Genomic DNA, 16,082 nt, shown 5'->3' on the forward strand with positions numbered 1-16,082 from the left:
ACATCAGGTACGGGTACATGGACACTGGCTGCCGGTGCTCCTTCAACAGTAAGCTTTACCAATGCCAATGATCCAAATACAACAGTGAATGGACTTACACATGGCACCTATCATTTCATCTGGACAATCGGTAATGGAACGTGCGCACCTTCAGCTGATACGGTGATCGTAAGAATTGACCCGCTTACCATTCCGGGAACATTGGTGGCTGATGCTACTGTATGTGCTACCGCCAATGGTAATATCCTTTCGCTGAGTGGATATACCGGTAATATACTGAGATGGGAATTCACCACTCCGGGAAATGCTTCATGGACAACTATTACCAATACTACCAACACGCTCACTTATACCAATTTGAATACAACCACAACTTATCGTGTTGTTGTACAAAGTGGTTCATGTAATCCATTGAATTCAAATGATGTTACCATTACCGTTTTACAACCTGTTACTCCTGCAAATGCAGGTGCAGATCAGCTATTATGTAATGCAGTAACCACTGTATTAGAAGGTAACCAGCCGGTATCTGGTACAGGTACTTGGACTCATGTGTCAGGACCTACTACTCCTGTTTTTGCTAACGCTACAGATCCACGTACTGCTGTCAATGGGTTAACTGTTGGAACTTATGTTTTTGTATGGACGATTACCAATAATCTTTGTATTGATTCAAAAGATACTGTTCAGATCACGATTGCTCCGGTGACTGTTCCGGGTGTATTATCATCCAATGCTACTGTTTGTTCAGGTACCAATAACGGTTCTCTGGAATTAAGCGGAACAACCGGCTCCGTTTTACATTGGGAATACTCTACTGATAATGGTATTTCATGGACAGTATTAACGAATACCAGCAACACATATACTTATACTAATCTAACTGCTTCTACCTTATTCAGGGTATTGGTACAAAACAGTGTTTGTGCAACCGCTTATTCAAACCCGGTTCAAATCACAGTAATGCCACAGGTAACAGCTGCTGTTGCGGGTTTAAATCAGGCTTTGTGTAATAGTAGTACCGGTAGATTGGAAGGCAACACTCCGTCCTCCGGTGTGGGTTTGTGGAGTCAGACTTCCGGACCTACAACAGCCATTTTCGCTGATGCAGGACTTGCAGCTACCAATATTTCCGGTCTCAGCACAGGCACTTACCGTTTTGCATGGACTATTTCAAATGCTGTATGTCCTTCTTCAAGTAATGAAGTGGAGATAAGAATTGATCCTTCTACTTCCGCAGGTATATTATCCGGAAATGATACTGTTTGTACCAATATCAATACAGGTACATTATCTATTGCAAATTATACCGGAACCATTATTAGATGGGAAAGTTCTGTTGATAACGGCACAAACTGGAGTCCGATCAATACTACACAAAACACTTATAGCTACACAAATTTAACTGCCACTACCAGATTCAGGGTATTGGTACAGAGTGGGGTTTGTGCTTCATTGTATTCAAATACAGTTACGATTACTGTAAATCCATTAACAGTAGGTGGACATATCGCGGCAAATGATACCGTTTGTGTTACATCCAATAACGGCACATTACAACTTACCAATTATGTTGGTGATCTTATCCGTTGGGAATCTTCAATAGACAATGGCAATAACTGGACACTGATTAATTATACGGGTGATCAATATAGTTTCAGCAACCTGCTTTCAACAACCTTATTCAGAGTAATGGTACAAAGTGGTGTTTGTTCTGCAGCATTTAGTGATACTGTAAATATTGTTGTTGATGCAGCCACTGTTGCCGGAACACTTAGCGGAGCTGATACAGTTTGTTATAACAACAATTCGGGACAAGTCATATTATCAGGTAAACTGGGTAGCGTTATTCAGTGGGAATCATCAGAGAACAGCGGTGCTATCTGGAGTCCGATAAATACTGCGCTTACCGATACCATCCGTTACAATAATCTTCAGCGTACTACTTTGTACCGTAGTCTCGTGAAAAACGGTACCTGTGCGGTAATGTATACAACTCCTGTAGAAATAGCAGTTGTTGAACCTGTCACCATTGCCAATGCAGGTAATGATATACTCGTATGTAATGCAGCAAGCTTCACAACATTAAGAGCGAATACAGCTTTATCAGGAACCGGCATGTGGAGACAAATAGCAGGTCCTAATAATGTTTCCTTTGCTGATGCAACCAATCCGAATACGACTGTTTCCGGATTGGTACCAGGCACTTATGAATTTGCGTGGGAAATATCAAATGGTATTTGTGTAAGTTCTTCTGATACAGTATCTGTAAAAGTAGATCAGACAATTGCAGACTTTACTTTGTCTGGAGCTAATAATTGCGGAAATACAGTATATCAATTTAATGACCGCAGCCGATCCAATTTCGGAATCGCAGAGTGGAAATGGAGCATTGCTCCAGGTGATACTGTTTATCAAAAAGAAAACAGTATCCGATTTACCTCTGAAGGCACTTATACCATGAATCTAAGTGTAGTAAGTAATCTAGGATGTGTGAATACTTTACAAGCTCAGTTCTTAGTCAATGTGTTTGAATTCCCACAGGTAGATATTGATGCGATCAGGGATGTTTGTAAAGGTCAATTAACACAACTAGCACCCATTGTAAATTCAAAAGATACCATCGCCATGTTATTATGGAATTTGGGTAATGGTACCAGAAGTACAGATTCTTTGATTGCTGTTCGCTATCTCATAGACGGACAATATACAGTTCGATTGACTGCCACAACAGTGAATAACTGTTTTGATTCTGCTTATAAAGCAATGACGGTGCATCCGCTTCCTGAGATTAATATTACTCCCAATAGTACTATCTGCAAAGGTGATTCTATTCGCTTGATCGCCTCTGGTGCCAGACATTATATCTGGTTCGATCAACTTAATAATATCACTGCAACCGGTACCAATGCAAACATTATTCGTCCAACCGGAACTACCACCGTTCGCGTAATAGGTTATGATGAACATGGTTGCAGTGAAATTAAATCTACCAGCATCCGTGTTATTCAACCTTTGAAAATGTTTGCTGCACAAGGTGATACATTGTGTATCGGCGAAAGCAAACAACTCATTGCTACAGGTGCAAGCAGCTACAGATGGTATCCTGAAACCGGATTAAATAATACACAGGTAGCCAATCCTGTTGCAAGACCTGTTGAAACTACAGTGTATAATGTTATTGGTAAAGATGCTCATAACTGCTTTACAGATACTGCTCAGATTAAAGTAGTAGTGGGTCGTCCTACACCAATCAATATTGGCCGAGATACCATTATTACGGCAGGTACCAGTTTCCAACTAAGGGTTTTATCAACCAATACTATCAATGGTGGTAATGATCAAATCAAAAAATGGCGCTGGGGTGGTGATGTTTCTATTAGCTGTCCTACCTGTCCAACTCCGGAAGTAAAACTTTCCAATGATGCCTGTATATCCTGTACGGTAGTAAACAACTACGGCTGTGTGAGCACTGATACGATTTGCATTAAAACGCTTTGTCCTGCTACAGAATTATTTGTTCCAAATGCATTTTCACCTGATGGCGACGGCGTGAACGATATATTATTGGTTCAGGGCAAGGGTATTAAACTGATCAAAAGTTTTAGAATATACAACAGATGGGGGCAACTGGTTTTCGAGAAAGCCAATTTCTATCCCGGTGATCCCGCCTATGCATGGAATGGAACAGCATTTGGCAAGGCAGTAACACCGGATGTATTTGTATATGTATCTGAAGTCATTTGTGAAAAAGGATTACCAACCATATTTAAAGGAAATATAACCATATTAAAATGAGCAAAAATTCTACCCTTCGCTTTATTGCTTTAGCAGCAATACTCATCACCGGTAAAGTGCATGCACAAGATTTTACCTTCTCTCAGTTTTATGAACAGCCGCTGTTGCGTAATCCTGCTTTGGCGGGTGTGTTCACAGGCGACATCAGGGCTTCTGTAGCACACAGAAGTCAGTGGGGAAGTGTTACCGTTCCATTTAAAACATCTTCCATGAGTGTAGAACACAAAATTCCTATGGGCGGTAAAAACGACTTTCTCACCATCGCTTCACAAATGAGTATTGATGTTGCCGGAGATCTTCGTCTAAGAAGAACGCAGATACTTCCTGCTATCAATTATCATAAATCATTGAGCAACGATAACGATACTTATCTTTCTCTTGCGTTTATGGGTGGACCTGTTTCCAGTCAGTTTGATGCTTCAAAATTAAAAATGGGTGACCAGTTTCGTGGCGGAGAATACAATGCTGCCAACCCGACCGCACAGCCCATCACAAATTCGGGTTATTCCTATTGGGATCTCAGTACAGGCTTATCATTGAGTACTTCCTTTAATGATAAAACCAGGGTGTATGTAGCAGCCGGTTTATCACATGTAACCAACCCAACCATCAAATCTGTTACAGGATCAACAGAAAATTTTCTTTCGCCCAGACTCTCTTTCAATGCAGGCATCAATGCACCGTCAGGTGAACGGAGCCGAATCATGGGTTTCATAGATTATTTTACACAGAACAACAATAAACAAATACTAGGGGGGCTATTATATGGAATGACCATCAGAGAATATGATGATGGCAATGAACCTGATCTCTTCTATATCGGCAGTTTTATGAGATGGGGCGATGCTTTAATACCCACTGTTAAAATGGAGTTTGAACATTTCAGTGTCGGCGTAAGTTATGATGTGAATATATCTAAACTAAAAGTAGTTTCTAACTGGAGAGGTGGACTAGAATTAACAGCAACCTATCGTGGTTTCCTGAAAATCAGAAACTCTAGCATCGATAAAACAAGATGCGTAAGATTTTAACAGCATCACATCACAAACAAATACGAAATGAACTGACAGGCAGCTCCTACCAACAGGCCATAATAGATTTCTGAAGGAGTATGATCACTTACCAATAACCTGGATGTACAAATCAGGCCAGCAAGAAGAATAGCTATGCTGATGAAAAATCCGAAAGGAAGTTGATAATAGTATGAAAATAGAATCACTGCCATCACGGCGCCGCCGGCAGCCATGGCATGAAGACTGATTTTGATAAAATTATTAAAGACCAAGCCGATTGATGTTGCAATGAATATGCCCATGAAGAAAAATTTCAGTACTATCGGTTGATCCGTAAAATTTCGGCTTAGGTAATACATCCACCAATAAAAAAACATGGTGATCACAAAAGGAATGATTCTTTCCTTTTGCGTCCTCAAAAAAATACTTTCACTGAATTTCAAGCGCCATAAAAGAAAGACTGCAAAAGCAGGAAAAAAAGCAGTTAGCCAAAATAAGCCGAACAACCTCATTTTTAACTGCCAGGGTGAAATACCGGCAAACTCATAAGGCACTTGTTTCATCAAAAAGAAGAAAATATAGGTAGGGATAAACAGTGGGTGAAACACATACGAAATAATCTTCGCAGGTATTACCAGCAATAATGACTGCTTATCATTTTTTTCAACAACTTCATTCATGATCATCCTTATTTCGGTGCATGATTTTTTTCGACACCGCAATACTACAACTACTTATTGACTTTGATGAAGTATACTACCGTATTAAAGTTGAAATCGCTTGAAATATTCACTTCGGTACGCTTATTTGCACCATCTGTAATCACCATTAATGCCGAATTAGGCGGCGTAATTCCCAGACTCTCTGCAAAAAATATCATTTCATTTTTACTTTGATCACTACTAAGCTTCACATAGAATGTGACGGGTTTATTGGTACGCAACAACTGTTTATAAACAACAATTTCTTTGTTGTAAATAACTGATAAGGAGTCATAATCAAAACTTCCATTATCAAAAAGATCCACTCGCACAGAGTCAGATGTAGTATATACAAATAAAGGCTTACTCGGTATACGCATTTTCATCTCATCTACGAGATTATTAGCTTTAACCTTTGGAACAAATTCTAGTAACTCGCTGATGTCTAGCTTCTGCTGCTGATTAACCCCTTTGTTTGTATTCGTTTTCTGATCAGGCACAGATGCCGGCTGTTGAACCGCTATCTTATTAGTAGATTTTTCTTGTCTGATTTTTTCTTTTGCCGGCAATACAGTATCCGCTTTAATGACATTCTTTTCAGCTATCGTACGTCCACCACTTCCTTTTTCATTTTTTTGAAGTTTACTATTGGTACGCTTATTCACCGAAGATTTTGAAGATTGCTCATTTACTAACTTACTACCAGCTTCAGCAGTGGTGGTGGCAACTACTGACTGATTGTCAAATAAATCTGCCCCTATTTCTTCACCGGATGGAACCCAACGTGGGTTTTTATCAGTTGTAAGTATAAGGTCTGATCTTCTATTGGCTATTTGTACAGCTTTATCATAAGAAGCATCTTCCTTACATGCCATTAAGAAATATCGTTTGGCATAATAATCTGTATTAAGTCTCGCTGGATCAATACCTTTTTTTATCAAGTATGCTCGTACAGATGCTGACCTCTTTTTTGACATGTTTATATTGGCTTCGCGGGAACCTATACAGTCTGTAAAGGAAGCAACCGCAATATTCAGCTCAGGATTTTCTTGTAACTGCTTCACGACTTCATCTAACACAGGAACATCTATACTTCTGATTTTTGCGCTGGCGAAGTTATAATTCACATACATTCTTTTTGTGGTAATAGCCTCTATAGAATCAGGTGTGAGTTTGATGGTTTGAACGGTATCTTTTTTAATGAATGGTTGTACAACAGGCTGTACCGGCTTCACAGTATCCTGTCTTGGTTGTTGCGGCTTCACTGGTATCGATAATACCGTATCTTTTTTTGGAGTATAGGGCAGCAGTATAGCATTAAATATTTCAAGACAGCAGGAAGATGCTCTGTCTGAACTGAAATATACTGTATCAGAGCCTTTGTATTTTTTGTAGTATAGATCGTTCTTACCGGAATTGATGGGGTGTCCTAGGTTAACCGTTTTTGACCAATTATTTTGAAAAGGAGTGCCCTGTGCTTTATAAATATCCATTCCTCCCATGCCGATCGCACCGTCTGAACTAAAATATAAACTACTATCAGTGGCGTCAAAATAGGGCGACACTTCTTCTCTCACCGTATTCACATGTACTCCTGCATTGATGGCAGCACCTTGAGGTATTTTACCATTCATTTTTACCATCCAAATATCATAGCTACCCTTAGTTCCAAGCTGATTAGATGAAAAGAAAAGATATTGTCCATCAGGAGTAATAAAAGGTTGTTTAGAACTATAGCCCTTAACATTTACAGGTGCCGGTAATACCATAGGTTTACCCCACTGCGCTGATACTGAACCGCGTTCTAGGTAATAGATCTGGTATTCATCTGTTGCACTACTCTTATTTTTTTTCCAACCGGTAAAATAAAGCGTTAATCCATCAGCGGACAAAGAGGAAGCCCCCATGTTCAGTTGATCATCGGCACTCGAAACCAGTTTTTTTACCAATCCGGTATAATCATTTCCGGTATAAAGTCGTACAGGATATGTTTTTTGTTTTTTGACCATTTCATGCCTCGAACTCGTGAACCATACGATACTATCATTTGTTTTTTCGAGCGCAAAATTGGAACCATCGGAAGAACTGGTCGTGCTGCTTTTTATAACTGTTGCCCGCTGATTTTCTTTTAATTCTTGAACGGTATACAAACAAGATGCAATACCCAAGCGAGCCATACTTGCATATTCATCTTCTTTGGGGTATCTACTTAAAAAATTGTTGTAAGCATTTTGTGCGTTGATGGGATCATCATTCGCCAAAAGACTATTAGCGTACCATAGCTGAGCCAGTGGAAATCTGCTATCCCTAAAATTCAGGTAATCCTTGTATGCCAACAACGCTGCCCCATTGTTATTGTGTAAACGATAAGATTCAGCTAACTGATAAGTAGCCCTAATTCTTTCTGTCGGTTTTAATTTTCCTCTTCGACTTACAGCTTGATGCGGATAGACAAGACCTGTATTTGATTTTACCAATGGACTATCATACAAAACAACTGCATATAATTTGGATGCCTGATAATAATCTGCTGACTTGAATGCAGCATCGGCCGTTTTCAATATTTTTTTGGCACGCTGTGCATACAATATTTGTTTACTGTTTACTAAAGACAGCAATACAACAATAAATGGCAAATAATATTTAGGGTTTACAATCTTGGGCATACAAACTTCGAATCCGTAATTTTTCTTCGTCCGATAAAACTGATGGATAATTCATATCCCCCGTTACCAGAGGATGCACTTTTCATTTTCGACATATTGATATCATAACTGAAACCTATCGTCAGTCCATTCAGGTGAATACCAATATTAGGTGCCACTGCATCATTTAAACGATAAGTCGTTCCTAAAAGCAGATCAGCTCCCTCCTGCAGTTGCATATTCATGGATAACCCACCGGTAATTTCACTGGCATCACCCTGTTTCAGCAAAACTGCATGTGGTGTGAGATCTACACGATCACTCATCCGCATCCTTACTCCGCCATGAAGTGCATATCTCATTGGAATTTTATTGTTGTTGCCATTAGCAAGAAATTGATTGCGGGGTTGTGTAGGATGATAAGCACTTACACCAAAAAATGCGTTGGCCGCTTTATCAGGTTCTGCATCAAAATACATAAGACCCAGACTTCCATCCAAAGCTGTAGCATTGATACGCATAAATTGTTCATTGGATGGGATGGTTGGGTCGTAGCCTATGAATGGATTGTACTGATTCCCATATTGAAACTTACCCGGATCGATGCCCCGATTCAACATACCTACCTGAAATCCACCACTAATCATTTTGTATTCTGTTAATCGGGCTTTATAGGAAACAGATAGATAACCATTGTTATAATAATATCCTCCATCACCTGTAGTTTGACTCAGCACTGTCATTCCAACTGAAAAAGCATCAGATACACTGATATCACCTGAAATACCTTTGGTAATAAATGGAGAAGCAATAGAAGGCCACTGGTATCTATAATTTGCCGTTACCCTGTAAAAGCCATCATTCACTCCTGTAAGAGCCGGATTCAGCCATAATGGATGCGCATAATACTGAGTAAAATGTGCATCGACCTGCGCTGCTGATCTGTTGATGAATAATACCACCACCAGATTCAATATGAGTAAACATCTACGCATGCATGGATCTGTTTTAAATTTATCTGACCAGGTTAAAAGAACCTGATTTTGTTATTTTATTACCGCTTTGTGATTTTACTTCCAGCGCATAAGAATACCTTCCTGCAGGCGATTGATGGCCTCTAAAAGTTCCATCCCAGCCTTTCTGCCTATCTGTACTGATGAACAGTTCTTGTCCCCACTGATTATAAATCACCAATCGCATGGTTTCAATGGTATTGCCATACACCTGGAAAAAATCGTTGATGCCATCTCCATTCGGAGTAAAAACATTGGGCACATAAATACCATCCCCAAAAGGATTCAATGAAGTGGCAACAGCTTTCACACTATCGCTGTTTTCACAGGTATTTCTACCGATGGCTTTTACCCATATCTTCACGGTTTGATTGGGCTGTAATCCGCTGATCGTATGCTGTAGTCCTTGAAAGCCCGATGAAGGATCATTGTATGTGATACCACTATCCATACTTTGTTTGTAGCCAATAGCATTTTCAACACTATTCCACCTAAACCGTACAGAACTTCCGGTAATATTATCTGCTTGAATCATGGGCGAAGCTGTCTTTTTTCTCAACACGATCGTTGCATTGGCAGCTTTTGCCGGACATATATCAGGATTGCCGGTTGCACGCACCATAAAAGTGGTATCAGCCACAACTGAATTCAGCTTCAGGTATTCACCGGTATGTACTGCCAACGGATTACCTGTAACATACCATTTATATGTAACGCCATTTTGTGGTGAGGGAATAAACAAAGAATCTGATTCCCCATTACAAACAGAATCTTTCTCAAGTCTGATGATAAAGTCATTTACCACCACACCAAGCAATACCTCGGTTGAATCTTTAACAGAACAGATACCATCAGAAACCGTAACGATATACCGACTACTTTGTTTTACCCAGATAGTTTGAGTTGAAGATCCACTATTCCATAGATAAGAAGTAAGCCCCAAACCTGCATCTAATAAAGCACTGTCGGCACAAATTTTTACGGTATCGGTTAACGGTGTAGTTAAGTTGTTTACAGTAATGAGAATACTGTCTTTTGAAACAGTTGTACCAATGGTTCTTGTAACCGTATACCTGGTTGTTTGCTCCGGTTGTACTTGAATATTTTTTGTAGTGGCTCCATTAGACCATCTATAACTGGTATCGGGAATGGGAGCTGTAGAAGAATCCGGATAATATGCCCAGATACCATCAAACCGAGCCCAAATAACACGTTTACCTATTTCATCATAATAGGCATAATTGGGTAATGATGTCCTTGCCATTGCCGGAGGTTGTACAGAACCATCTGCTTGAAACTCTGTAAATCCACCATCTTTCGATGGATGAAAACGAAAAGTTTTGTTCGTGTTATTTAAGAATTGATTGCGGATATAATCTCCTGTTGGCTGAAATCCACCAAAAAGAAAAAATCGCGATTTGTCATAATCATAAGCCAATGCTCCTTCATACTGAATAGACGGTTCATTAACAGGCAGTATATTCTTGAATTGATAAGTATTAAGATCCAATTCCCATAAGTCTTTCAGCCAGCAGAAAATTCCTGTAGCAGTAGCCCATGGACTTCCCAACGTACAAGATCCTGTTAGTTCACTGCCGCTGTAATTACCTTGACCGGAAAAAAGATACAGTTTAGAGCCATCTTTATTTCTGGCAACAATATTGCCACCTTTAGGAGGAGCCATATCAATCGCAGGATTATTTTTTTTCATCTGCCATGCAGTTCCATTGTGTTCGAAAATCCAACTCTTCACTTGTGCAGAACCATAACCGCCATAAATACCCAGCTGATTCAGCAATGGATTCCAGTAAGCAGAAGCCCCATAACATTCATTATCTGCAACGCCTGCTCCAATTTGTGTCCAAGTACCACCATTGGCAGGCAGCGCATAAATATTATCTCGTCCACTTCTCCAACACAATAAACGGTTATTGGTAAAATCGTATACAAAGTCAGAATAATCACCTGGCCAGTTAGTGGCAGGAATAATGGTTACTTCATTTTTTTTCAGATCATAACGTGTAACGGTTCTGTTGATAATGGAATAGAGATACTGATTCACCTTATCGTATCCGAAAGGTTTGATATTAAATGATGATGGATTGATTTGGTTAGCACTAATGAGTTGTTTCCATACACCCGGTAATACAGTGTCTTTAGGTAAAGGATTTCTAAGCTCAAGTTGTATAGATACTCCTTTACAAATAGTGGTGTCAGACTGAATAATAAAACGGCTTGTATCTGCAGCAGAAGACGCATACAGATGGAAGGGAGACATGGCTATATATAAAGCCATGAATAAAGCAAATAATACATTTCGCTTTTTCACGTGGATGGATATTGAATTTTAGCTGCCCTTGCAGATAAGATAAAGATACTAAAACACAACAAGATTATTGCCTTGAAATCGAGAAAAATCAAGCATTTCGGGAGATTCTATAAAAAAGTAGGGATATCACTACAACTCTTTGCGCAACCTCGCTACAGGTATATTCAGTTGCTCTCTGTATTTGGCAACCGTTCTGCGTGCAATATTGTATCCTTTTTCCTGTAGCATTTCTGTTAATACCTCGTCGCTTAAAGGTTTACGCTTGTCTTCAGCTTCTATAATATCACTTAATATTTTCTTTACTTCTCGGGTACTCACTTCTTCCCCACTGTCGGTACTCAGTGATTCACTAAAGAAAAATTTCAATCGATAGGTACCAAATTCTGTTTGTACAAATTTACTATTGGCTACACGACTAACGGTAGATATATCTAACCCGGTAAGCTCTGCAATATCTTTTAAGATCATGGGGCGCATCGTCGTTTCATCACCAGTAAGGAAAAATTCTTGTTGGTGTTTCATGATGGCACTCATGGTGCCAATCAAAGTATCCTGACGTTGCTTGATCATATCAATGAACCACTTAGCAGAATCGATCTTTTGCTTGATGAAAAGAACGGCTTCTTTCTGACGCTTATCCTTTTTACTACCTTTATCATACTCCTTCAACATATCTCGATAACCTTCACTGATACGAAGATCAGGCGCATTTTTAGCATTGAGGGTTAACTCCAGCTTACCATTATTATTCAGGATAAAAAAGTCAGGAACAATATAACTCTCGGCTTTATTGATTTCACCAATATTCCCTCCTGGCTTGGGATTCAACTTGATGATCTGATTGATGACATCACGAATTTGGTCATCTGTTAAATTTAATCCACGCTGAATTTTCTCATAATGCTTTTTGGTAAACTCATCAAAATATTTGGAAAGCACTTGAACTGCCAGTTCTACAGAAATACCTTCACTCAACTTTCTTTTCAGTTGCAGCAATAAACACTCCTTCAAATCTCTTGCACAAACTCCCGGTGGATCAAACTGTTGTATTTGCTGAATGATATCTTCAATTTCTTTTTCCTCCACACTCAAACCCTGACGAAAAGCCAAATCATCTGCAATGGAAGTCAATTCGCGACGCAAATACCCATCATCATCCAAGCTCCCTACAATTTGTTCTGCAATCTTATAATTTCTTTCATCCAATTCCAGCATACCCAATTGGTTCAATACCAATTCATGAAAACTAGTCTCTACCCGAATAGGAATCACTTTTTGATCATCCATTTCCGGATAATTATCATCCTTCATTTTATAATCGGCTATTTCACCGTCATCATCCATTACATATTCACTGATATCTACATTATCATATTCATCTGAACTCCCATCAGGATCTAATTCATCTTCAGGCGAGTTTTCGAACTCATCTTTCATGTCGTCTCCAAAATCATCCGTATGACCTTCTTCATCCATTTCCAGTGCGGGGTTCTCTTCCAATTCTTCTTTGATGCGTTCTTCCAGATTGGCAGTAGGTATCTGCAACAGTTTCATTAACTGAATCTGTTGTGGAGATAATTTCTGCAATAATTTCTGTTGTAACGACTGGCTTAACGACATATCTTCCTCAAAATACAAATGAACAATCCCATTTAGCACTTTTTTTTGTTTAACATCTCATAATGCTAAAACGCCGTAAATTTACGTACAATCATTGCAAGATGTTAGCGAAACGGATTTGTTTGTTTGTGAATTTATTCCTAATTACTGCAGTTTCCACGAAAGCGCAATTCATTACGTCTGTGCAGTCAAAACCTATATTGACAGATAGTTTACGAAATACAGGCTTTCGTTTACTGTCTGAAGATTACTACTGCAAAAACTTATCATTTTTTTGTAAAAAGGAATTGCAACTTGAAAAGATCACTAAAGTGCCATTTCGTTTTCGATTAGGCAGCTTAGATCACGTTAATCTATTGGAAGGAAAGCAGTCTACATTCATACCGGCTTCTCTTAAGCGGCCATCCGGTTTTCGTAAGGAATAGAGCGATGTTGAATCTGGTCATTCAAAGCTTCGATCAATAAATTTTTATCTTCTTCAGCTAATTTTTCAAAAGGAATACTATCTGAAAAGTAGGTTGACATGTACTTAATTGTGATCTTTTTATCATCGACTACTATTTTCCTTACATCACTCCAAACAATAATTTCACTTTCTCTTACATGATAACTAGCCTCATATACACACCATTTGATGCCTTCAGAGTCAACTTGAATAAAACAATTATTAACCTTACTATTTTTATACTTTTTATAAGACCTTTCAAGAAAACTGTAAAAAAGAATGACATGGGCAGATGGTACAAACCACTGATCCAAAAAATCATCAGAATCAAAGGGTACTGCCATTCGGAAAATATTGTATCCAATGAGTAGCAAAAAGATAATTACCCCAAAATAAAACCAGAAATTAAGGGGCACCGGTTTATAATAAGCAGTATATGATTTAGGCTCAGGCATTCACTGTAGCATTTGCCAATACTTTTTTAATAACTGCTACCATTTTTTCACCCTTCTCTTTGATCTGCTCTTCTGTCCATAACAAGCTAATAGCGGTTGAAATACATCTACTCATTACAGCATCGCTTGCAGCAAATGAACTGTCTTTCAGTTTCAATAATGCTTGTTGTTGAACATCACTCAATCTATTTAAGGTAATTGCATTTTTCAGGTGATCCCATTTGCTGATATAGTGCCAGTTATTCGCATACCAATAAAAATTACCTGCTAATATTCCTTGCTCTTTCATTTCAGCGATCACCGCTTTTGTCAACGCTTCAGTTGGTAAAAACCAGCTCAAGAAACTACAACTATCACCTGCTTCATCAGGTACTCTTCTAAAACTTAGTTCCGGTATGTTTTCCAGATATGCTCGTAACGCTTTATTATTTTTACGCTGCAAACTCAAAAAAGTATCCAGCTTTCTGATTTGTGCCAATCCCACAGCAGCATGCAATTCACTGATCCTAAAATTGTATCCAATGAAAGGATGCAGATCTGCACCGCGATCAACACCCTTGTGGTCATGTCCATGATCTGTATAACCATCACATTTAGTCCAAACATCTTCACTGTTGGTCATCACCACACCGCCTTCCCCACAAGTAATGGTTTTTACAAAATCAAAGGAGAAAGTACCTGCATGACCAATGGTACCCAATGCTTTTCCTTTATAAGTTCCACCGATACTTTGACAAGCATCTTCTAATAAGATCAGGTTATGTTCAGTACAAATTATTTTCAACGCATCCAGATCGGCCATACTACCACACATATGAACAGGCATCACACATTTTGTCTTTGGGGTAATGGCTGCTCTCACTGCAGCAGGTGAAAGCGTCAATGTTTCATCCACATCCACCAATACCGGTACCGCTCCCACACTCAATACCGCTTCAAAACTGGCCACAAAAGTGAAAGAAGGCATGATCACTTCATCGCCTGCTCCAATATTCAAAGCAGACATAGCCGTGGTTAATGCAGCGGTTCCGCTGGACGTTAAATGAGCATATTGACAATCAAATACTTCAGTGATGGCTTTTTCCAACTCCTGGGCTTTCCACATCCCTTTCCTTGGACCATCAAACCCATAACGCATCAGGATGCCTGTTTCCAGCACATCATTCACTTCTTTTCTTTCCTCAGCACCAAATAATTCGAATCCAGGCATAGTTGCAAAGTTTGATGCAAAAATAAGGAAGAAGTTGACAGATGACAGAAGACAGATGACAGAAGCAAAAAGATTCTCGTTATCTATCATCTGTCAACTATCAACTGTCACCTATCTTTGCCCCATGACTCCAACACTCTTCTACTGCTACGACGCCTATTGTGGGTGGTGTTATGGATTTAGTCCGGTAATGAAAAAAATACAAGAACAATATCCTCAATTACCCATTGAAGTATTATCAGGTGGGATGATTTTACCGGAAGAACCCGTTTCCATTGCTGCTACGGCCGGATATATTCAAAAAGCATACAAAACAGTAGAAGAATATACCGGTATTACATTCGGACCCGACTATTTGTGGCATATCAACAATCCGGATCTGAGCGATTGGTTTCCGCATTCTGAAAAACCGGCCATTGCTCTTTGTATTTTCAAAGAGTTCTATCCGGATCAACAAGTAGGTTTTGCATCTGATTTACAATACGCTTTACATTTTGAAGGTCGTGATTTAACAGATGATGAAGCTTACAGACATTTACTAGAGAAATACAGCATCCACCCTGAAACTTTTTATGAGAAACTGAAAAGTGATACGTACAAAGAACAGGCCTATTATGAGTTCTCATTGGTAAAACAATTACAAGTGACAGGTTACCCTTGCGTATTGATACAAATCAGTGAAACAAAATTTCATCTGTTGGCAAGAGGATATACCGATTTTGATACACTGAAAAGCAGACTGGATAATGTTTTAAATGAGTTACAACAGGGCTAACACTAACACAAAGAAACGTTAAGATATAAGAGTGGTTGTTGCTTATCGATTCATCAGAATAGTTTTCGTTTTCAAATC

Annotated in this window: 10 protein-coding genes; 3 read left to right on the forward strand and 7 right to left on the reverse strand. The window is 39.1% G+C overall.

The genetic code is table 11. The features are described from left to right. Both ACTIEV_RS00585 and ACTIEV_RS00590 read left to right on the forward strand, forming a co-directional pair. The coding region (locus tag ACTIEV_RS00585) for a gliding motility-associated C-terminal domain-containing protein (RefSeq protein WP_439515880.1) at positions 1 to 3,798 on the forward strand (3,798 nt) is incomplete at its 5' end. Continuing rightward, complete coding sequence (locus tag ACTIEV_RS00590) at positions 3,795 to 4,829, forward strand: PorP/SprF family type IX secretion system membrane protein (protein WP_178887632.1); 1,035 nt, start codon at positions 3,795 to 3,797, stop codon at positions 4,827 to 4,829. The genes ACTIEV_RS00585 and ACTIEV_RS00590, both read left to right, overlap by 4 nt. A gap of 5 nt (positions 4,830 to 4,834) precedes the next feature. On the opposite strand, the gene ACTIEV_RS00595 is transcribed toward ACTIEV_RS00590, so the two are convergent. The 7 genes from ACTIEV_RS00595 to ACTIEV_RS00625 all read right to left on the reverse strand — a co-directional run bounded on the left by ACTIEV_RS00595 (position 4,835) and on the right by ACTIEV_RS00625 (position 15,229). Beyond that, on the reverse strand, positions 4,835 to 5,491 hold the full coding sequence (locus tag ACTIEV_RS00595; RefSeq protein ID WP_178887630.1) for a phosphatase PAP2 family protein: 657 nt from the start codon (positions 5,489 to 5,491) through the stop codon (positions 4,835 to 4,837). A 50-nt stretch (positions 5,492 to 5,541) separates the two neighbouring features. Next, positions 5,542 to 8,178: an OmpA family protein gene (locus ACTIEV_RS00600; RefSeq protein WP_439515881.1), complete on the reverse strand. Its 2,637-nt coding sequence runs from the start codon at positions 8,176 to 8,178 to the stop codon at positions 5,542 to 5,544. Beyond that, positions 8,163 to 9,152 (reverse strand): PorP/SprF family type IX secretion system membrane protein, encoded by a 990-nt coding sequence (locus tag ACTIEV_RS00605; protein ID WP_322196579.1) that lies wholly within the window; start codon positions 9,150 to 9,152, stop codon positions 8,163 to 8,165. Before ACTIEV_RS00605 ends, ACTIEV_RS00600 begins: the two co-directional genes overlap by 16 nt. 19 nt (positions 9,153 to 9,171) lie before the next feature. After that, the gene (locus tag ACTIEV_RS00610; protein ID WP_322196580.1) at positions 9,172 to 11,499 is read right to left on the reverse strand and encodes a gliding motility-associated C-terminal domain-containing protein; all 2,328 of its coding nucleotides are present in this window, start codon (positions 11,497 to 11,499) and stop codon (positions 9,172 to 9,174) included. Positions 11,500 to 11,628: 129 nt separating this feature from the next. Further along, on the reverse strand, positions 11,629 to 13,158 hold the full coding sequence (gene rpoN / locus ACTIEV_RS00615) for an RNA polymerase factor sigma-54 (RefSeq protein WP_322196581.1): 1,530 nt from the start codon (positions 13,156 to 13,158) through the stop codon (positions 11,629 to 11,631). Between the two features lie 354 nt (positions 13,159 to 13,512). After that, positions 13,513 to 13,908, reverse strand: coding sequence for a hypothetical protein (locus ACTIEV_RS00620; protein WP_322196582.1), 396 nt, complete (start codon positions 13,906 to 13,908; stop codon positions 13,513 to 13,515). Between the two features lie 103 nt (positions 13,909 to 14,011). Further along, complete coding sequence (locus ACTIEV_RS00625; RefSeq protein ID WP_322196583.1) at positions 14,012 to 15,229, reverse strand: DegT/DnrJ/EryC1/StrS family aminotransferase; 1,218 nt, start codon at positions 15,227 to 15,229, stop codon at positions 14,012 to 14,014. Between the two features lie 124 nt (positions 15,230 to 15,353). Here ACTIEV_RS00625 and ACTIEV_RS00630 point away from each other — a divergent pair, with 124 nt between their 5' ends. Further along, a complete protein-coding gene (locus ACTIEV_RS00630; protein ID WP_322196584.1) occupies positions 15,354 to 16,004 on the forward strand; it encodes a DsbA family protein in 651 nt (216 codons plus the stop codon). Positions 16,005 to 16,082: the final 78 nt, after the last annotated feature.

It is taken from the genome of Sediminibacterium sp. (genome assembly GCF_051861365.1).
GTDB lineage: Bacteria > Bacteroidota > Bacteroidia > Chitinophagales > Chitinophagaceae > Sediminibacterium.